Raw genomic sequence first — 17,848 nt, forward strand, 5'->3', positions numbered from 1 at the left:
CACCCGGGGGACGGGGCCTTCGTCTACTGGACGAAAGAACGAGACACACGCTTGCAAGCCAACACTGACGTGTTCTCCTAGGAGGCTGGAAGAGGAGCATCTTGGGCGACGACCACGACCACCTCGTGAACTCTGGTGATGGAGGCATCACCTACTCGCCAGGAGACCACTCCAAGCGGGACACCGCGGATCAGCTCCGGCTGTTCATCTCGAGCGTCACGGACTACGCCATCCTGACGCTGGACGTGCGCGGCTACATCGCGAGCTGGAACCCGGGGGCGGAGCGCATCAAGGGCTACCTGGCCGACGAAATCCTGGGCCAGCACTTCAGCGTCTTCTACCCGCCGGAGGACGTGGCCTGGGGCAAGCCCGCGTGGGAGCTGGAGTCCGCCATCCGGCTGGGCCGGTTCGAGGACGAGGGTTGGCGCATCCGCAAGGACGGCTCGCGGTTCTGGGCCAACGTCGTCATCACCGCCCTCTTCGACGAGAGCGGGGAGCTGCGCGGCTTCGGCAAGGTGACGCGGGACTTCACCCAGCGCAAGCAGGCGGAGGAGACGCGCGAGCTGGAGCGGCTGCGCGAGGCGCTGCTCGCCCGCGACGAGTTCTTGTCCGTGGCCTCGCATGAGCTGAAGACGCCGCTCACGCCCCTCCAGTTGAAGCTGTCCGCCATGCGCCGCATCGCGGAGAGCAACCCGGAGGCGCTGCTGGCGGACGGACGGCTCGTGCGGGAGCTGGCCTCGGCGAGCGGGCAGGTGCGCAAGCTCGCCGACCTCATCGACGACCTGCTGGATGTCTCGCGCATCAACGTGAGCCGGCTCGCGTTGGAGCCCACGCGCATGGACCTGGCCATCCTGGTGCGCGACGTGGCGACGCGCCACGGAGACCAGGCCGCCGCCGCGGGGTGTCACCTGGACGTCCAGGCGCCCCCCAGCGTGGAGGGGATGTGGGACCGGCGGCGGATGGACCAGGCCGTGACGAACCTGCTCACCAACGCCCTCAAGTATGGCGCGGGCAAGCCCATCCACCTGGGCCTGCGCGCCGATGACACGGTGGCGGTCCTCACCGTGCGGGACGAGGGCATCGGCATCGCCCCCACGCAGCAGCAGCGCATCTTCGAGCGCTTCGTGCGCGCCGTCTCCGAGCGCAACTACGGAGGCATGGGCCTGGGCCTCTTCATCACCCAGCAGATTGTCGAGGCCCACGGCGGGAGCATCCACGTGGAGAGCGAGCCGGGGAGAGGCTCGGCCTTCACCTTCAAGGTGCCGAGGACGGCGCTGACGCCGGGCAATCCGACGACGTCGATTCCCCACGCCTGAGCGCCGGGCACGCCAGCCCGCGAATCGGGGCTGGCGACCAGGCCTTGCCGCCTACTGGAAGCTCACCTTGCCGTCGCGCTGGTAGCAGACATGCGGCGTGCCGTCCGTGGGGCGCACCGCCACGCTCGGACGCGAGCCCTCCTGCACCGTGCCCAACTGGGTGAATGTCCAATAGCCGCGCGCATCCGGGGTGATGAGCTCCAGCGTCGTCGCATGGCGCTGGGCGATGAAGAGCTTGCCCCCGCCGTAGGTCAGGTCGTTCGCGTCGTTCTCGAAATCCACCGGTGAGGCGACCAGGGTGCTGGTCGTGAAGGGCGCCCTCACCGTGAGGTCCTGCAGGGCGCTCTTGGTGCCGTCGAGGGCGCCGCTCGACAGGAGCAGCAGGTGCTGGCTCGGGCCCCAGACCGCGGAGAGCCACAGGGTGTTGTTCCGGTTCACACCGTCCAGTTGGAAGATGTCCGTCGCCACGCCGGGCCGCACCCCCACGTAGGACTCCGTGCCGGAGCCCGGGCTGTAGGGGATGTACAGCGAGCCCGAGGCGTCGAAGTTGATGTCGCCCATGAGAATCGCGGTGTTGTGCTGGGCGATGGCCCAGGTGCCAGGCGCCGTCCGGGTGGCGACACGGACCCCCGTCCCGAGCGAGCCATCGCTGAAGGCGACGACGGGCTGCAGGCCCTGGTTCGGATTGAGCGCCACGCTCACGCGCGTGTAGGACGTGCGGTTGGCGGGGTCCACCTCCTCACGCACCCAGTTGCCGCCGACGCGCGTGGCATAGGTCATCCGCCAGTTCGCCGCCGTCGTGCCGGGCAGGCCCGGCCCCTTGAGGTAGACGACGTGCGGCGTCCCGCTCGCCACGTCCAGCGTCAGGGCGATGTTCCAGTTCAGGACGTAGGTGCCGCCGTTGTTGAAGCCCGGGCCGTCAATCTGCTCCGTCGTCCACGTGGTGCCGTCCCACGTCGCGTACCACAGGCCCTTGTGCGTCTCGTTCGTGTAGACGAGGTGTCCCTTGCCCGTGTTGTCGAAGGCCAGCTCGCAGAGCACGCCCGTCATGTCCGGCCCGGCGTCAATCGTCGTCCCCGGCGCGACAGCGGCGGCCACCACGTTGAAGTTGAACAGGCCCTCCGCCGTCTTCCCCGACGTCGTCTCCACGGAGACGGACAGCGACGCCGTCCCCTCCTCCGGCAGCGTCCACGTCACGCGCTCCGCCTCGGCGGCGACAGAACCCGCGTTGGCGCTCCAGCGCACCGCCTTGAAGGACTCTCCCGAGGCGGTGACCTTGAAGCGCTCCTGCGTCCCCTCCACATAGGGGCCCTCGCCGCCCTCACGCTCGATGAGCAGCACCACCGTGCCGGGGTTGTGCGAGTCGATGACCTCCGCCTTCTCCGGCGCACTGTCACACGCGGCGAGCAGGGACACACCGCTCACCAGGAGGCACCATGAAACGACGACCTTCTTCAACATGATTCCGACTCCCGTTGATGAGGACCGGCGCGCGACAGGCACACCGGACCGGAGCCGTGACGGCTCCACTCACCGCTTCAACGGAGGTGCCCCGGAGATGTCTTACGAAAAGCGAGACATGGTCGCGAAAACATCCTGCTCAAGGAGCGCCCTGGGCCTGCTGTCCCGGAGGAAGGCGCCGTCCGGTGGGAGTGGGAATCGCCGCTTGCGTGTGGTCCACGAAGAGCAGCCCGTCATACGCCACGGCGGCCCGGACGACCCGGGGCGGGATGTCCTTGCTGAAGACGGCCCCGTAATTGCGCGTGTACCGGGGCCGCACGAAGAAATCAGACACGCCGCCTTCCTGGGGAAGGCCCCGTAAATCCAGGGCGAACGCCGACACCCGTGCCCGCGCGAGGGTTCCATCGAGCCAGCCGATTTCCGCGGACGGGACGGTATGGGGGATGACGCCCCGTCGCGGCTCGTTCGGCTCGCTCGGCATGTGCACGGCCTGGAAGGAGCCCTGGTTGAAGACGAATCCAAAGACATACATCCCTGGGCCCAGGGCCTCGCGCAGATGCTGGCCCATGGACAACGAGCCCCCGCGGTCCGCGATGCAGACATGGCCGTTGTGCGCCCAGAGCACCATCCGCGCCTCCGGGCCTTCGTGCTCCAGAACCCAGCGCGCGTTCTCCGCCATCGCCCGGTCCCTGAGTTCAGTGCTCGAATGCGGGGCCACGACAACCTCGGCGAACTGGCCCAGCACCCGCGCATGGCGCGATACCAGGGCACGGGCCTTCTCCGAGCGCTTCCGGATGGGCGGCAGCCGCAAGCGGGCGTCGATATCCGCGACGAGTCCGGCGAGTTGCTTCCCGGTCTCCACCGGGAGCGGCTCAGGGCCCTTCTTCTCGTCGAGGAACGGCGCCAGGGGCCCGAGCAGGCGCTGGTGGAAGGCGGGGGCCTCCTGCTCGAAGAAGTCGACGAGGGCCCGCGCGGAGGCGGACGGGACGCGCGGAGCGCCGGTTCCAGCGCACGCGAGGGAAAGCACGAGCCACGGCAGACACAGGACTTTCACGCGGACCTCGGGATGGACGACGGGGGCCCGGCCGGGACGCACCGGGCACGGGAGGCCCGGCGCATCCGCCGTGAAGGGACACAGGATGGGCGGGGAGATGCGTCCACCCCGCATCGACGCGCGCACCAGAAGGCGGCGACGCTCACGTGCTCGGGTGGGAACGGAGCCGAAGCGGGGAGCCACGCTCCCACGCTCCAGCTTCCGGGTGTCGCGGACCGACGACGGCCAACGCTACGGCGAGATGTCCTCCTGGTAGTCGCTCGGGATGACGAAGCGCGTGGCGTCCTGTTCGACGAACTGGATGTTGGAGACGCGCAGGGTGCCGAAGAGGTCGGACTCCTCGCGGATGGCGTAGCCCAGCTCCGCGTCCACCCACTGCGTCATCGTGTCGTGCGGCGCATGGACGCGGCGCCACCGGCGCGTGAGTCGTCCCTCCAGGACCTCCTCCCCCTGGAGCTGGCAGTCCTTCTGGCTCTCCGAGCAGCCATCCGGAAGGTGCAGCGGAAGCCCCAGGTCTCCCGGAGAGGGAATCACGTCGTAGGTGCGCGCCCTGACATCCAGGGCCACCCGCTCCCGCGTGGTGACGTCATAGAGCAGCACATGCGGGGAGCGGCCATCCGCCGACTCCAGGCGGATGCGGCCACACCGCGAGACGGAGATGCGGTGGGAGATGCGGTTGAGGGTGAGGCTCCCATCGTTCTCGTAGGTCGTGATGGCGGTGAAGTCCTTCGGGTAGACAGCCCGCGCACACACCGCCGCCGCGAGCCCGGTCCTCGGCCGCGCGGGTGTGGACAGCGGCTCGGGCACCTCCCACGCCCAGGCCGCGCCGGAGGCCACCAGCACCGCGAGCACCACGCCGGCACGCGCGGCCAGTCGCGCCTTGCGAGGCACCTCCCGCCTCGGCGCCTGTCCGAGCAGCCGCCGCACCCGCTCCGCCAGCGGCTGCGTGCCCGCGCCCAGCGCCACCACCGGGCCCGCCTGCCGCAGCTCCTCCAGCCCCAGGAGCGCGCTGGAATACACCCGCGCGTCGCCGCAGAAGCCGACCGCCGCGTCATCACAGCAGTGCTCGCGCTCCAGGCGCACCTGGGCGGAGAGCCAGCGGGCAGCGGGGTGGAAGAAGAACAGCACCTCCACCAGGGACTGCACGAAGTTGACGACGGTGTCGTGGCGCCGCACGTGGGTCAGCTCATGCGCCAGCACCGCTTCCAACTGCGCCGGGGAGAGCCGCTCCCGCATGCCGCGCGGGAGCACGAGCACCGGGCGCACCACGCCCAACACCAGCGGAGACGGCGCGACGGCGGACTCCAGCACCTTCACCGCGCGACGCAGGCCCAGTTGTCCGGCGACGTGTGACACCAGCAGGTGCAGCGCCACGGAGGCGGGCGTCGCGGGCCGCACCAGCCGTCGCGTCAGCCGCCGCCACCCCAGGGCCAGGCGCAGCAATGCCACACATGCGCCGCCGAGCCAGAGCCCGCCCACCACGAAGGGCCAGCGCGTGAAGGAGTCCTCCGGCACCGACATCGTCTGGGGGGACGGGCTCGGCAGCACGCCGCCCGCGAGCCTCCGGGAGTCCTCGACGATGGATGTCGCGCGCCCGCTCTCCGCCGCCGCCAGCAGCGGCTGCTCCACGGGGGCGGAGACAGGCGACGACAGCAGCAGCGTGGCCATGGGCGACAGCACCACCACAGCCAGCGCCAGACACCCCACGGCATAACGCGCCCGCGCCGAGCGGCGGCGCAGCAACCACAGCGCGCCACCCGCGACCAGGACGACGACGCTCGTCTGCCACACGCCGTGAGCCAGCCACAGGGCCACCGCGCGCCCCCACTCCTCCATCAGCCAGACGGGGCTCATCGCTTGCTCCCCTTGTCCTCATCCAGCAGCCGGCGCAGGTCTTCCAGCTCCTCCTTCGAGGCGGGCTTGAGCGACAGCGCCTGCACGGCGAGCGCACCCGAGGAGCCACCGAAGACGCGGTCCAGCAGGTCCTTCACCAGTTGGCGCTTGGTGCGGGCCTCCGCGACGCTCGCGGCGTACACGTGGCTGCGCGCGCGCTCGTCACGGCTCACCAGCCCCTTGGCGGACATCACCTGGAGCTGCTTGAGCGTGGTGGTGTAACCCGCGCTCTTGCCGTCCTCCCGCCCGAGCGCCTCGTGCACGTCTCGCACGGTGCTTGGACCGCGCTTCCAGAGCACACCAAGGATGGCGAGCTCCACGTCCGTGGGAATGGCATCCGTCGTCATGCGGCCAAAGTACGATTTCAATCGTATGTTGTCAACGACGCTCGTCGTACTTCATCGCCGCGCTACGTGCCGGGGTGCTGCGCACCCTGTCCCCAGCCCGACACGCAGCCCAACTCATGCTCGCGGGCGAAGGCCACCAATCCGCGATGGTGCTCCGGGGTGAACTCCCTGCCATCGACGTGGCGGCCGAACAGGGGACAGGCGCCCAGCCGCCGCCAGACCCTGCTCGAATCCCAGTGGGGGAAGGCCGCCGAGACATGCGCGTGCATGCCCCGCAGCGCATGCAGACAGCACTCCAGGGCATCCGGAGGCGCCGACGGTCCGAACTCCATCATCAGCCCATTGATGAGCGCCGGTTCGATGCCAGCGGAGGACAGCCGCTGGAGGAACCTCACGCCCCCGTCGTTGAACCCGGCCAATGCCCCCGGCGCACCCGCGACGGGCAGCGTGTAGGAGAGCTTCAGCGTGGGATGGACGGAGAGCAATTGGGAGATGGCCGCCAGGTGGCGCACCTGGCCCTCGTCGTCGTGGAGGAAGGCCCCCTCGAAGTCGAAGTCCAGGTGGCGCACGCCGTAGTTGCGCAGGACGGACGCGTAGGCCGTGACGAGCCTCGACACGTCCGTCTCCACGGCTTCGAGGGGCACGTTCGCCGCGCCGCCAAAGGACAGCACCACCGTGCCGCCCCCGCGACGGAAGTCGTCCAGGTCCTGCTTTCCATAGTCGGAGACCGTGGCGTCCCCCGCGTATGTCTGGCCATCCTCCGAGTCCACGAGCAGGGCGTTTCCGCCCCAGGACACCGACCTGTCACCGTCCGGCCGCACGACGATGAATCCGAGGAAGACGCCATCCAGGCCGGACTGCCCTGCGGACCGAGACACGCGAGGCGTGGGCCACGTCGTGTAGTCCACGAAGGGAGCCCGCGGCACGTCCCAGTCCCCCGCGTCCGGCAGCGCTGGCGCCGTGCGGACCTTCACCGCCTCCGAGGGCGCCGAGGCGTTGTCAGCCAGGTCCAGCGCCACCACGGAGACCCGGTACTCGCTCCCCGCCGACAATCCCATCAAGGTGATGGCCGGCCGGGTCGTCACGCGCGTCTGGGCCCCGCCGCCGCCCTCCTTCGTGTACGTCACGCGATAGCCCGCGACGGCGACGTTGTCCGTGGACGCATCCCACCCCAAGGAGACGAGCCGGGAGCCCACCAGCGTGGCGTGCAGCCGCCTGGGCGTCGTGGGGGGCTCGGTGTCGAGCGGAGGGTCCGCGGGGCTCCCGTTGACGGTGAAGTCGAAGGGAAGCCGGCCCTGGGCCTGGCCCTGCACCGACAGCCGGAACTCGCTCGCGGCGCGCGGTGGAATGACATTGCGCTCGGACACGAGGGTGCCGGACACCACCTCCCCGCTCCGCGTCCACACCAGGCCGTAGTTGTTCTGGAGGACCTGTCCCGCTCCCACCCTGAACGAGATGACGGGATTGACCACCACCTCGTCCGACAGGTTCAGCAACGTCACCTTGAAGGTCGACCACGAGGGTCTTCCGCCCGACACCCACTCCGGGCGCGCCACCACCACCAACGTGTTTCCCACCATGCCGACGGTTGTGCCGGATGCGGGGCGGGCACGACATTGCCCACGGGTTCCTGCCCCTTGTCGCTCAAGTGACGGGACGCGCCCCACCGTGTCACTGCGGGGCGCGGCCCGCGCCGTGAACAACACCTGAAACAGCGTGAGACCGACCGCGACAGCACGAAGTCCGGGCACGGCCCGGCGGGAGAAAATCATGATGGAACCCTCCTGGGGGAACCATCATGAAATCCTGCTTTATCGATGATATACAGAATTACAGCTATATGGACTCATGCGACACCGCTACACATGCCACCGTATTGAAACGTGAGAACCCGGGCCGGGTGGAGGCCTACTTGTCCCGCGACAGGATGACGACGCTGTAGGGGCCCAGGTTGTTGAGGGAGCCGCTGGCGGGCAGGCCATCCTTGCCGTTCCACTTGCCGCCCACGTCGAAGCTCTGGGCGTTGCCGAAGTCGCCGGAGTAGCCCTGCCAGTCGCTGTTGTAGCGCACCTTCCACGTGCCGTCGGAGGGCAGGCCCAGCTCGTAGTTGGAGAGCTGCTTGCCGCCGAAGTTGACGACGACGATGGTGTCGTCGCCCGGCCCGCCCTTGTCCCAGCGGTGGAAGGCGATGACCTTGTCGTTGTCGTTCACGTGGTGGACGTTGACGTTCTCCCCACGCAGGCCCGCGGTGTTGTCGTTCCAGTTGCGCCGCAGCTTGATGAGGTCCGTGTACGCCTGGTTGATGCCGGCGAAGGACTCCTTCTTCTGCCAGTCGAGCGGGTCGCCGTCCTGGAAGTGGCCGTCCTCGAGGAACTCCTGACCCTGGAAGATCATCGGAATGCCAGGGCTTGTCATCGTCAGCGCCGCGCCGATGAGCGAGCGCTTCTTGGCGTGGTAGCCACCGGAATCCCAGCCCCCCACTTCACTGGGCAGCCGCTGCTTGCCATTGGCCACTTCATCGTGGCTCTCCGTGTAGATGACACGCTGGGTGGCATTGCCGTTGTATTTGAAGCCAATCGCTTGGGCGACGGCGTTCATGTCGCGGTCCGCGTCGGAGAAGGCCGTCAGCGCCGTGCGCACGGGGTGCACGAAGTTTGCGTCCCACTGGCTGTCGAAGTTGGCGCCATCCGGGTGCGTGAGGCCGCCCTCGTTGCCCAGGTCCTCCGCGATGATGATTTTCTGCGGGAACTCGCGGTTGACGGCGTCGTTGATGTCCCGGAGCAACTGCCAGCCCTGCGGGTTGTCCGCGCCGCTGGCCTGGCGGATCTCCTTGGTGGCATCCAGCCGCAGGCCGTCCATGTGGTAGTCGCGCAGCCACATCATCGCGTTGTCGCGCAGGTAGTCGCGCACCTCGGGGCGGCCGTAGTCCGGGCGCGTGTCGCCCCACGGCGTCTTCGCGCGCCAGTCCGTGTAGAAGTAGCTGCCGCCCTTGCCGTACGTCTCGCCGTCGAAGTCCCAGTGGGGCAGGTCACTGGGCCCCAGGTGGTTGTAGACGACGTCCATCACCACGCCGATGCCGCGCTTGTGCGCCTCGTCGACGAAGCGCTTGAGGTCCTCGGGGCTGCCGTAGGCGCTCTCCGGCGCGTTGGGGAAGGCGGGGTTGTAGCCCCAGCTGAAGTCAGCGGCGAACTCGGCCGAGGGCATCACCTCGACGACGTTGATGCCCAGGTCCTTCAGGTGGTCCAGCTTGTCGATGGCGCTCTGCCAGTTGCCGGGGCCCCAGCCGGGTGAGTCGTTGAACGTGCCCACGTGCATCTCGTAGATGACCGCCTCGTTCCAGGCCGGCATCTTGAACTCCCAGTCGTGCTTCCACTCGTAGGACTTGTGGTCGACGATGACGGAGTTGCCCGTGGAGTTCGTCACGTCGTTGGCGCGCGGGTCTCCCTTCCAGCGCCAGTCGCCGTGCTTGCCCTGGATGACGTACTGGTACTGCTCGCCGGCCTTCGCGCCGGGGACGTCCAGGGAGAAGTTGCCGCTCGGCTCGCGCTTGAGCTCCACCGACTCCCAGTTGCTGAAGTCACCGGCCACCTGCACCCGCTGGGCGTTGGGCGCCCAGACGCGGAACGTCGTGCCTCCGTCGTAGGGGATGGCGCCCATGCCCGGACGACTGGAGGGCTGGGAGGGCATGGGGACGGCGGTGGCCCGGGGCAGCTCGGCGACGAGGCTCCCATCCTTGCGGACGATGTCGCGCCCCACGGGCCCATGGTCCGCCGGTGCACGCCGCGCCTCCGCGTTGCGCGTCTGCCGGACGTCGTCGAAGAAGTCCTTCACCGCCGGGCCGCGCGCGCCAGCCGCCTTCCCGCTGGACGCGGGGCGCGGCGACTCGGACTCGGTGGAACGGGACGTGGAGGAAGTCGCGGGACGGCTCGGTGGGGGAATCCGGGTGGGCATGGCTCGGCCGTTGTCTGGAGAAGTCCAGAATCAGTATCGAGCACACGCCCTCAAGGTTGCTTGAGGCATGTGACAGCAGCTGCTGGAGCCCGCTGAAACAGCATCAACCTGAAAACAAAAACACGTTATTCACGGCTGATACCCGCGCGCCCCACACCGTGGGACTGAGTCCCACCCGACCGGGCCCTACTCGTGCGGGTAATGCGCGTCCCGGGCGACGACGACGTCCGGGGCCGCATCGCGGTTCAGGGCGTCTCCGTGAAAGCCGGCCTCCCCCATGGAAGGAGCGGAGACTCCGCGTCGGGCCTCGGCCACGCTCTTGAGGTCGGCCAGGCCCTGCTCGAAGTCCCGGCCCATCACCTCGTCCATGCTGGCGAAGAGCTGGAGGGCCTTGCCGGCGAAGGTGTTCTCCCCGGACATCACCCACGTCAGCGTCACGCCGTCCGCGGTGGGGGTGAGCAGGTACTCGCTGGTGTTGGTGGCCCGCATGGGCACGGTGAAGTCGAGCCGGATTCGCACGTAGGTGTTCGGACGGCTCTCCACGATTTCCATCCGCCCCGAGCCCGTCCGCTCCCCCCGCCACGCGTAGATGGCGCCCACACCCGAGGGCGCGCCCTCGAAGGAGACGTGCTGGGTGGGCTCCAGCTTCCACCAGGGCGACCACTGCTCCCAGTGTTGGAAGTCGTTCACCAACGCGAAGACGACCTCGGCGGGTGCCTGGATGTTCGCGCTGCGTTCGACGCGGAACGTGCCGGGTCGCTGGCCGATGGCGATGAGCAACCCGACGACGGCGACCATCGAGACGATGCCTGATGTCCTCTTCATGAAAACTCCCGGACGTTCAAAAGGAATGGATACGTCGGGCCCCCCCGGGCCATGCACCGAGCGCTCAATCGCCGCTCTGCAGCGGCGACGAACGAGGACCCCTCAGATCGACACGGGGTTTGCGATTTTCCTGGTCTTTCCAAGTACGCGGAATGATTGATGCTGGCACCCCCGGAGGGCTCCCATTAGAAGTGGGCGGCCTCTTCGACGCCGGACACCATGAGAAATACCCACCGTCCCCTCACCACCGTGGCCCTGGCCCTGAGTCTCTTCATGGCGGCGTTGGAGGTGACAGTCGTGTCCACCGCCATGCCCACCGTGGTGGGGGAGCTGGGTGGCATCCAGAGCTACGCGTGGGTCTTCACCGCGTACATGCTGTCCTCCACAATCACGGTGCCCATCTACGGGAAGCTGGCGGACCTGTACGGTCGCAAGCCCATCATCCTGTTCGGCATCGGGCTGTTCCTGGTGGGCTCCATCGCCAGCGGGCTGGCGTCGTCCATGGGGATGCTCATCGCCTTCCGGACGCTTCAGGGCCTGGGTGCGGGGGCCATCCAGCCGGTGGCGCTCACCATGATTGGGGACCTGTACACGATGGAGGAGCGGGCCCGGGTGCAGGGGGCCTTCAGCGCGGTGTGGGGCGTGGCGGGACTGGTGGGCCCCGTCACCGGCGGACTCATCGTGAAGTACCTGAGCTGGCACTGGATTTTCTTCATCAACGTGCCGGTGGGGATGCTGACCTTCGCGCTCATCGTCACGTTCTTCCACGAGCGGGTGCAGCGCAAACCGCAGCAGCTGGACTATGCGGGCGCGGCGCTCCTGTGCGCCGGTGTGGTGGCGCTGCTCTTCGGAGTGCAGGGCGTGGGCATGAACCTGTGGGCCCTGCCGGTCGCGCTGGGACTGCTGGTGGCCTTCGTCCAGGTGGAGCGCCGAGCCTCCGCGCCTGTCATCCCGATGACGCTTTTCAAGTACCCCGCCATCGCCATCTCCTCCATTGCAGGAGCGCTCTTCTCCGCGGCGATGTTCGGAGCGACGACGTACGTGCCGCTGTACGTGCAGGCGGTGCTGGGCAGCTCTCCCACGGTGGCGGGCGGCATGATTACGCCGATGATTGTCGGCTGGCCGCTGGCGGCGGTGTTCGCGGGGAAGCTGCTCTTGCGCGTGGGCTTCCGGCCGCTCATCGTCGGAGGGCTGGCGCTGACGGTGGTGGGCACGACGTTGATGGCGCTGCTGCTCAAGCAGGACGCGCCCCTGCTCGCGCTCCAGGTGGCGATGGCGCTGTTCGGCGTCGGCCTGGGCTTCGCGTCCACGGCGCTGCTCATCGCGGTGCAGACGAGCGTGGGCTGGGAGCTGCGCGGCGTGGCCACCGCGAGCAACATGTTCTTCCGCACCATTGGTGGCGTGCTGGGCGTGGGGTTGATGGGCGGGGTGATGGTGTCGCGCCTGCTGGCGGACCCGACGATTCCCATCGAGGCCGCCAACGCGCTGCTCGGCCCCGAGCGCAGCCACTCCGCCATTCCGGAGGCGATGCTGAGGTCATTGAGCGGCGCGCTGACGTCGGGGCTGACCGTCAACTTCTGGCTCATCTGCCTCTTCGCGGTGGGCGCCTTCATCGCGGGCCTGTTCTTCCCGCGCGTCCAGCGCAACGCGGGCACGCCCGTCCCCGCCGAGGCCACCGCCGCGCAGCACTGAAGCGCGCGCCCTACCCCCGCGCGAAGACACGAGGGGCGGGCTCCGTCACCCAGAACAGCTCCAGCGCCTTGCCCGGCAACCTCACGCGCAAGCTGTCCGAGCTCTCGACGGCGAAGAGGCCGTCTTCCGTCATGGGCACCAGCCGGCTGGGCGGACGGCCTGGACGCACGAGCCACAAGCTCCCGTCACGCAAGCTCACCTCGATATCGCCATAGCGCCCCGCCAACGATTTGAGTCGCGCCGGGGAGAGCGACACGGGCAGGAGCTTCGCTTCCAGGCCGACGCGCGCCCACGCGTACTCGGCCAGCTCCGGGGCCGTGGCTCCGGAGCGCTGGGACAGGCCCTCCAGTGCCATGGACAGGGCGACGTCCAGGGCCTCGGCGGAGGGCACCTCCCGGTCCGGCCCCACGCCCGTGCCCTCCCAGTTGGACTGGTTGACGGCATGGACGGGGCGACCTTCCGACACGCTCAACTGGAAGCACGGGGCCACCGGGAGCAATGCGTTGTTGTTCGCCGCGCCCGCCGTCCGGGTGCCCACCAGCGTGCCCAGCTTGAACTGCTGCACGTCGTACGCGAAGTCCTCACCCGCGGAGCCCACGCGGCCATCAATCAGGACATACAGCGGCTTGCCCGTCAGGCGCCCCGCGGGCACGTGCTCCAGCGTGCGCGACTGCGCCGGCGGCTGGGTGCCACTCTGGAACGTCATCAACAACGTGTCAGGCGCCAGGAAGTGGCTGACCAGGTACTGCACCGCCGCGTGCGAGCCACCGCCGTTGCCGCGCAGGTCGATGATGAGGGCGTCACCGTCGCGCAGGAACCGCATCGCGTCGTCATAGGCTCCGCCGGTCTCGTCGCGAACCCACATGAAGCCGGTGACTTTCATCGAGCGCACGTTGCCTGGATGGACCTTCAGCTCCGTCAGGCCGTGGTGCTGACGCTGGGCCTGCTTCCGGTGGAACGCCTCGGCGCTGTCGCCCGCGGAAGACTTCGGGCCGGCCTGCTGCGCGGCGAACCAGGCGGGGTCGTGAATCAGGTACAGGTGCCCGTCTCCGCTGGCCGACTTCAAGTCTTCGGTGATGTGCTCCGCGAGCTGGCCCGGCGTGTTGCCCGCGTACCGCCCGGACTTCCGGCCTCGAGCCAGCCGCTCGAGGATGACCGCGCGCTTCTCCGGGAAGACATACGAGCGCTGGATGGCCGACTCGATGGAGTCCAGGGCGGTGGCCAGCTCCGCTGGAGTGAGAGGCCCGCGCGAGGGCGGCTGGGGTGGAGCCATCGCCGGATGGGGATGAGCACCTCCGCCCGACTCCGCCGGAGTGAGCCGCCCCTGCGTGGGCGCCATGCGAGGGGCGGCCTTCGACTGGGCAGAGGCGCCTCCACCCAGGAGAAGCAGCGAGGCAAGGACGGCGAGCCACGGCCTAGGCATCTTCATCGGAGTCTCCGGTGTCATTCGAGGTGTCGAGTCCCAGCCGCTCCCCGGCCCGGGCACGCAGTCCTCGCCGGTCCAGGGCCTGGTCCAATCCATCCAGCTGCGCCATCAGCGAGGGAGCGCCCTCGCGCAGCAGCTCGTCCGCCGCCTGGGCGATGGCGGCCCACAGCGGCGCGAGGCGCGTGGCCGTCCGCTGTCCCTTCGCGCTGAGCAGCAGACGCTGGCGGCGGCCATCCTCCGGGTCCGCCTTGCTGAGAATGAGGCCCTCGCGCTCCAGCGCGGTGCGCACCTGACTGACCGCCGCGTGGGTGATGCCCAGCCGCACAGCCAGCTCGCCCACCGTCAGTGGGCCGGAGTCACGCAACGTCGTGAAGACCGCATACCAGCGAGGCTCGAACCGCTCGCCCGCCGCGCGGTAGAGGGCGAGCACGTCCCGGTCCATCCGCTCCACGAGCCGCCGCAAGCGCGTCCCGAAAGCCAGGGTGCCCTGCTTCTTGAGGGGGTCCATGAACTCCGTTATTACTTACGGAGTTTCGCGGCGCAAGGACGTCGCGAATGGCAGGCCCTGAACCCGGCCCCCCGCCGACCCGAGCACCATCGACCCACGCTCCATGGACGCCCTGAAGGACTTCCTCCGTCGGAGCGACGCGCGCTGACACGTAAGACGGGAGCGTGCCCCCCTCGGACACGCTCCCGTCTCTCACGGCGACAGTCGCTCAGTGGTGGTAGCCGGACGCTTCTTCCCGCGTCATCGGCGCGCTCACCGGGTGGCGCTTGAAGTGCTCGATGCAGGCGATGAGGTCCGTCACCAGCAGCGTGGCCAAGTCCCTGCTGACGCCGTGGCGCACCAGCACGCGCTGCACCACCAGATCCTCGATGTTGGCGGGCATGGGGTACGCGGGCACCAGCCAGCCGCGCTCACGCAGCCGGTCCGCCAGGTCGTAGAGGGTGAAGCCTGGATTCGTTCCGTCCTTCAGCTTCCAGCACACGCCGGGCACGCCGCCCCGACCGTCGTAGACGATGTCGAACAGGCCAATCTGTTCAATGGCCTTCGCGATGACATTCGCCGTGTCCGAGCACGACTGCTGCAATCGCCGGTAGCCCTCCCGCCCCAGCCGGAGGAAGTTGTAGTACTGGATGACAATCTGCCCGCCTGGCCGCGAGAAGTTCAGCGCGAAGGTCGGCATGTCGCCGCCCAGGTAGTCCACGCGGAAGATGAGCTCCTCGGGCAGGTCTTCCTTGTCGCGCCACACCACCCAGCCGCAGCCCAGCGGCGTGAGGCCGAACTTGTGGCCGGAGGCGTTGATGGACTTCACGCGCGGCAGCTTGAAGTCCCAGACGACGTCCTGGTGGATGAAGGGCGCGAGGAAGCCGCCACTGGCCGCGTCCACGTGGATGGGGATGTCCATTCCGGTGCGCTTCTGGAGGTCATCCAGCGCGGCGGCGATCTCCTGCACCGGCTCGTAGAGCAGGTTGAAGGTGACGCCCAGCGTGGGCACGACGCCGATGGTGTTCTCGTCGCACAGCTTGAGCACCTCCTCGGGCGTCATCACCATGCGGCCCTTGGCCAGCGGCACCTGGCGCAGCTCCACGTCGAAGTAGCGCGCGAACTTGTGCCAGCAGATCTGCACCGGCCCGCAGATGAGGTTGGGCTTGTCGGTGGGCTTGCCTTCCGCCTCGCGCCGCTTGCGCCAGCGCCACTTCAGCGCGAGTCCGCCCAGCATCGCCGCCTCGCTGGAGCCGGTGGTGGAGCAGCCCATGGCGGTGGACGCGGACGGCGCGTGCCACAGGTCAGCGAGCATGTTCACGCAGCGCGTCTCGATTTCGGCGGTCTGCGGGTACTCGTCCTTATCAATCATGTTCTTGTCGAGGCACTCATCCATCAGCTTGTGCACCTGGGGCTCGGACCAGGTCTGGCAGAAGGTGGCCAGGTTCTGCCGGGAGTTGCCATCCAGCAGCAGCTCGTCGTGCACGACGGCGTAGGCGTGCTCGGCGCTGTGCTCCTCGTCCGGGATGCGATACTTCGGCATCGGGACGGACAGGTCCGGCGAGGCGTAGACGTCATCGTTCAGTCGGTCCCGGACTTCATCTTTGCCATGCAGGGGCATGTGTCTCTCTCCTCGCGGCGGTGCACGGTGAAGGCATCACTGGGACGTGAGATGGCGTCACCCGCCCGGAGGGGCGTCGTCTCCAGGAGAGGGGCGAGCCGCCGGGCAGCCGTCCGCTCCGCCTGGAGGATGCGGGTTGTCGTTGGCGATGGGAGTCGCGTGGAGGCCCTCGCTGCTAGAGTCGGGGCATGTCCGGGATGGGGGACGAAATGCGGAGGCTCATGCGCCTTCGCCCTGCCATGTATCTCGGGACGTCGGGGCGTTCGCCCTCAAGTACCTCGGGGAGCTGGTGCTCCGGTCGGGCGCCGTGGCCGCCAGGGAGCGAGGGACTCGCGAGGTGTCCCTGAGCCTGGGGGGGCCCGGACAGCATCGCCGTCCTGTTCGAGGCCCTCCGCAAAGGTTTCCACCGCGCGGACCCCGCACGCACGCGCCTCGCCCAACCACGCTTCGACGGACCTGCAGAACCGCGTTGGCCTTGCTCTCCGTGAAACGCCCCGCGAGCGCACGAGTTCGCAGAACCGCCGAGTCAATGCGACGACTCGCGAAGCTTCCTTGTCCAGTTCGATGCGCGCCGACGTCACGGTCTCCGCGGGGGTCAACTCCGAGGGCCTCTTCACGCACGGCCATGCCAGTTGCTTCGGCGAGGAGCGAGCGTCAGGCGCGTGCCCTTCGACCACTGTTGCTGAGCGAAGTGGTTGATGGAGATCGCGGTCGCGACGAGCGCGCTGGTTGCCGGGAAGGGATGTTGCAGGTCGCGCGGAGTCCAGCAGCGAGCCGGATTCTGGCGCGCCACGCTGCGTGAGGTAGTCCCCGGGGCGCTGAGAGGACGGGGCGCGGCGGTGTTCGCCAGCTCGCGTGCGAGAAAGGTGACCTGGAGCGTGCGCCAACACGCTCACAGGTCGAGCGCCCCGCTTGACGTGTGAGAGAGAAGCGAGGCACCCAAGGAGTCGTACGGACGCGCGTCGGCGTCAAGTCCTGGGCGGCACAGATGCCGTCCGTGTCGGCGGTACGCCCGGCGAGCTGCGCCGCTTGCGGCGCGGCGAGCCGCCCTGTGGGAGGGCCGCTGGGGCTTCATGGGCATGGCAGCCGGAGCCGCCAGGTGCGCGGGCCGCTGGACGCTGGCGCGTCGCCCGTCCTCGTGGAGCTGCGCGTGCGACGCTACCGCTGCCGTGCGTGCGGCGTGTCGCAGACGGTAGTGCCCGCAGAGGTGCTGGCCAGGAAGCTGTATTCGCTCGCAGCCATCGCCTGGGCGCTCGCCCTGTGGGGCCTCGAGTCGCTGACGGCTGCGGCGGTGCGCAGGCGCGTGAGTCCGTGGGACGTGGTGGGGCCGGGGAGCGCCGGGCGCTGGGACTCCCTCCGCCGCTGGGCCGGGGAGGCCAGGCGCGGGAGGCTGCTCTGCTGCGTGCGCTTGGCGCCCACGGACTGGACGGCGCGAGCGGTGGCCGCACGAGCGGCGTCGACAGTCGCCGCCTTCGCGCTACCGGGGACGGGACCGCCATCGCTGTCCGCCTGTGCCTTCCGGGGGGCCGAGCGCGCTCGCTGAGGGACTCGCTCCGCGTCCCTCGGCTCGCCCCGCTTTAGAAGTCCGTCCCACCCGACAAGCCCCGTCCTCGAAGGCCTGCCTATGGCGGGACGGTAGGCGTCTGCCCTCCCAAGAGGCCCATGCCGGGATGAGGGGGGGACGGGAAGTCCGCGCGAAATGAAGAGCCTCACCCCGAAGTCCCACGCCGAGGCGGTGGCGGTGTTTCGCCACGGAGTCATCGGCGTCCTCACCC

The 17,848-nt window shown here is 69.0% G+C and carries 13 protein-coding genes; 3 read left to right on the forward strand and 10 right to left on the reverse strand.

The window, feature by feature from the left end; genetic code table 11:
* Nucleotides 1-101 precede the first annotated feature (101 nt).
* The gene (locus HUW62_RS06715) at nucleotides 102-1,316 is read left to right on the forward strand and encodes a PAS domain-containing sensor histidine kinase (RefSeq protein ID WP_217911166.1); all 1,215 of its coding nucleotides are present in this window, start codon (nucleotides 102-104) and stop codon (nucleotides 1,314-1,316) included.
* Nucleotides 1,317-1,367: 51 nt separating this feature from the next.
* On the opposite strand, the gene HUW62_RS06720 is transcribed toward HUW62_RS06715, so the two are convergent.
* The 7 genes from HUW62_RS06720 to HUW62_RS06750 all read right to left on the reverse strand — a co-directional run bounded on the left by HUW62_RS06720 (nucleotide 1,368) and on the right by HUW62_RS06750 (nucleotide 10,847).
* The gene (locus tag HUW62_RS06720; protein ID WP_176433911.1) at nucleotides 1,368-2,777 is read right to left on the reverse strand and encodes a hypothetical protein; all 1,410 of its coding nucleotides are present in this window, start codon (nucleotides 2,775-2,777) and stop codon (nucleotides 1,368-1,370) included.
* Between the two features lie 139 nt (nucleotides 2,778-2,916).
* Nucleotides 2,917-4,014: an erythromycin esterase family protein gene (locus HUW62_RS06725; protein ID WP_368670356.1), complete on the reverse strand. Its 1,098-nt coding sequence runs from the start codon at nucleotides 4,012-4,014 to the stop codon at nucleotides 2,917-2,919.
* A 48-nt stretch (nucleotides 4,015-4,062) separates the two neighbouring features.
* On the reverse strand, nucleotides 4,063-5,685 hold the full coding sequence (locus tag HUW62_RS06730; protein ID WP_176433912.1) for a M56 family metallopeptidase: 1,623 nt from the start codon (nucleotides 5,683-5,685) through the stop codon (nucleotides 4,063-4,065).
* A complete protein-coding gene (locus tag HUW62_RS06735) occupies nucleotides 5,682-6,071 on the reverse strand; it encodes a BlaI/MecI/CopY family transcriptional regulator (RefSeq protein ID WP_163868858.1) in 390 nt (129 codons plus the stop codon). Before HUW62_RS06735 ends, HUW62_RS06730 begins: the two co-directional genes overlap by 4 nt.
* Nucleotides 6,072-6,133: 62 nt before the next feature.
* Nucleotides 6,134-7,651: a fibronectin type III domain-containing protein gene (locus HUW62_RS06740; RefSeq protein WP_176433913.1), complete on the reverse strand. Its 1,518-nt coding sequence runs from the start codon at nucleotides 7,649-7,651 to the stop codon at nucleotides 6,134-6,136.
* A 328-nt stretch (nucleotides 7,652-7,979) separates the two neighbouring features.
* Nucleotides 7,980-10,022, reverse strand: a complete 2,043-nt coding sequence (locus HUW62_RS06745) for an alpha-amylase family glycosyl hydrolase (protein ID WP_176433914.1) — start codon at nucleotides 10,020-10,022, stop codon at nucleotides 7,980-7,982.
* Nucleotides 10,023-10,208: 186 nt separating this feature from the next.
* A complete protein-coding gene (locus HUW62_RS06750) occupies nucleotides 10,209-10,847 on the reverse strand; it encodes an SRPBCC family protein (protein WP_176433915.1) in 639 nt (212 codons plus the stop codon).
* A 219-nt stretch (nucleotides 10,848-11,066) separates the two neighbouring features.
* Here HUW62_RS06750 and HUW62_RS06755 point away from each other — a divergent pair, with 219 nt between their 5' ends.
* On the forward strand, nucleotides 11,067-12,539 hold the full coding sequence (locus HUW62_RS06755) for an MDR family MFS transporter (RefSeq protein ID WP_163868862.1): 1,473 nt from the start codon (nucleotides 11,067-11,069) through the stop codon (nucleotides 12,537-12,539).
* Nucleotides 12,540-12,549: 10 nt separating this feature from the next.
* On the opposite strand, the gene HUW62_RS06760 is transcribed toward HUW62_RS06755, so the two are convergent.
* The 3 genes from HUW62_RS06760 to HUW62_RS06770 all read right to left on the reverse strand — a co-directional run bounded on the left by HUW62_RS06760 (nucleotide 12,550) and on the right by HUW62_RS06770 (nucleotide 16,073).
* On the reverse strand, nucleotides 12,550-13,968 hold the full coding sequence (locus tag HUW62_RS06760) for a S41 family peptidase (protein WP_176433916.1): 1,419 nt from the start codon (nucleotides 13,966-13,968) through the stop codon (nucleotides 12,550-12,552).
* Entirely contained in the window at nucleotides 13,955-14,473 is a 519-nt protein-coding gene (locus HUW62_RS06765) for a MarR family winged helix-turn-helix transcriptional regulator (protein ID WP_176433917.1), read from the reverse strand. Before HUW62_RS06765 ends, HUW62_RS06760 begins: the two co-directional genes overlap by 14 nt.
* 208 nt (nucleotides 14,474-14,681) lie before the next feature.
* Nucleotides 14,682-16,073, reverse strand: coding sequence for a glutamate decarboxylase (locus HUW62_RS06770; RefSeq protein ID WP_176433918.1), 1,392 nt, complete (start codon nucleotides 16,071-16,073; stop codon nucleotides 14,682-14,684).
* 988 nt (nucleotides 16,074-17,061) lie between these two features.
* Here HUW62_RS06770 and HUW62_RS06775 point away from each other — a divergent pair.
* Complete coding sequence (locus HUW62_RS06775; RefSeq protein ID WP_240357190.1) at nucleotides 17,062-17,616, forward strand: transposase family protein; 555 nt, start codon at nucleotides 17,062-17,064, stop codon at nucleotides 17,614-17,616.
* Nucleotides 17,617-17,848 lie beyond the last annotated feature (232 nt).

It is taken from the genome of Myxococcus sp. AM011 (assembly GCF_013372595.1).
In the GTDB taxonomy this organism is placed as follows: domain Bacteria; phylum Myxococcota; class Myxococcia; order Myxococcales; family Myxococcaceae; genus Myxococcus; species Myxococcus eversor.

Excerpts from the sequence above, each read along its gene's own strand:
- HUW62_RS06765 (WP_176433917.1), bottom strand. The coding sequence starts at position 14,473 with ATGGACCCCCTCAAGAAGCAGGGCACCCTGGCTTTCGGGACGCGCTTG.
- HUW62_RS06750 (WP_176433915.1), bottom strand. The coding sequence starts at position 10,847 with ATGAAGAGGACATCAGGCATCGTCTCGATGGTCGCCGTCGTCGGGTTG.
- HUW62_RS06775 (WP_240357190.1), top strand. The coding sequence starts at position 17,062 with ATGCCGTCCGTGTCGGCGGTACGCCCGGCGAGCTGCGCCGCTTGCGGC.
- HUW62_RS06760 (WP_176433916.1), bottom strand. The coding sequence starts at position 13,968 with ATGAAGATGCCTAGGCCGTGGCTCGCCGTCCTTGCCTCGCTGCTTCTC.
- HUW62_RS06740 (WP_176433913.1), bottom strand. The coding sequence starts at position 7,651 with ATGGTGGGAAACACGTTGGTGGTGGTGGCGCGCCCGGAGTGGGTGTCG.
- HUW62_RS06735 (WP_163868858.1), bottom strand. The coding sequence starts at position 6,071 with ATGACGACGGATGCCATTCCCACGGACGTGGAGCTCGCCATCCTTGGT.
- HUW62_RS06720 (WP_176433911.1), bottom strand. The coding sequence starts at position 2,777 with ATGTTGAAGAAGGTCGTCGTTTCATGGTGCCTCCTGGTGAGCGGTGTG.
- HUW62_RS06730 (WP_176433912.1), bottom strand. The coding sequence starts at position 5,685 with ATGAGCCCCGTCTGGCTGATGGAGGAGTGGGGGCGCGCGGTGGCCCTG.
- HUW62_RS06755 (WP_163868862.1), top strand. The coding sequence starts at position 11,067 with ATGAGAAATACCCACCGTCCCCTCACCACCGTGGCCCTGGCCCTGAGT.
- HUW62_RS06745 (WP_176433914.1), bottom strand. The coding sequence starts at position 10,022 with ATGCCCACCCGGATTCCCCCACCGAGCCGTCCCGCGACTTCCTCCACG.
- HUW62_RS06770 (WP_176433918.1), bottom strand. The coding sequence starts at position 16,073 with ATGCCCCTGCATGGCAAAGATGAAGTCCGGGACCGACTGAACGATGAC.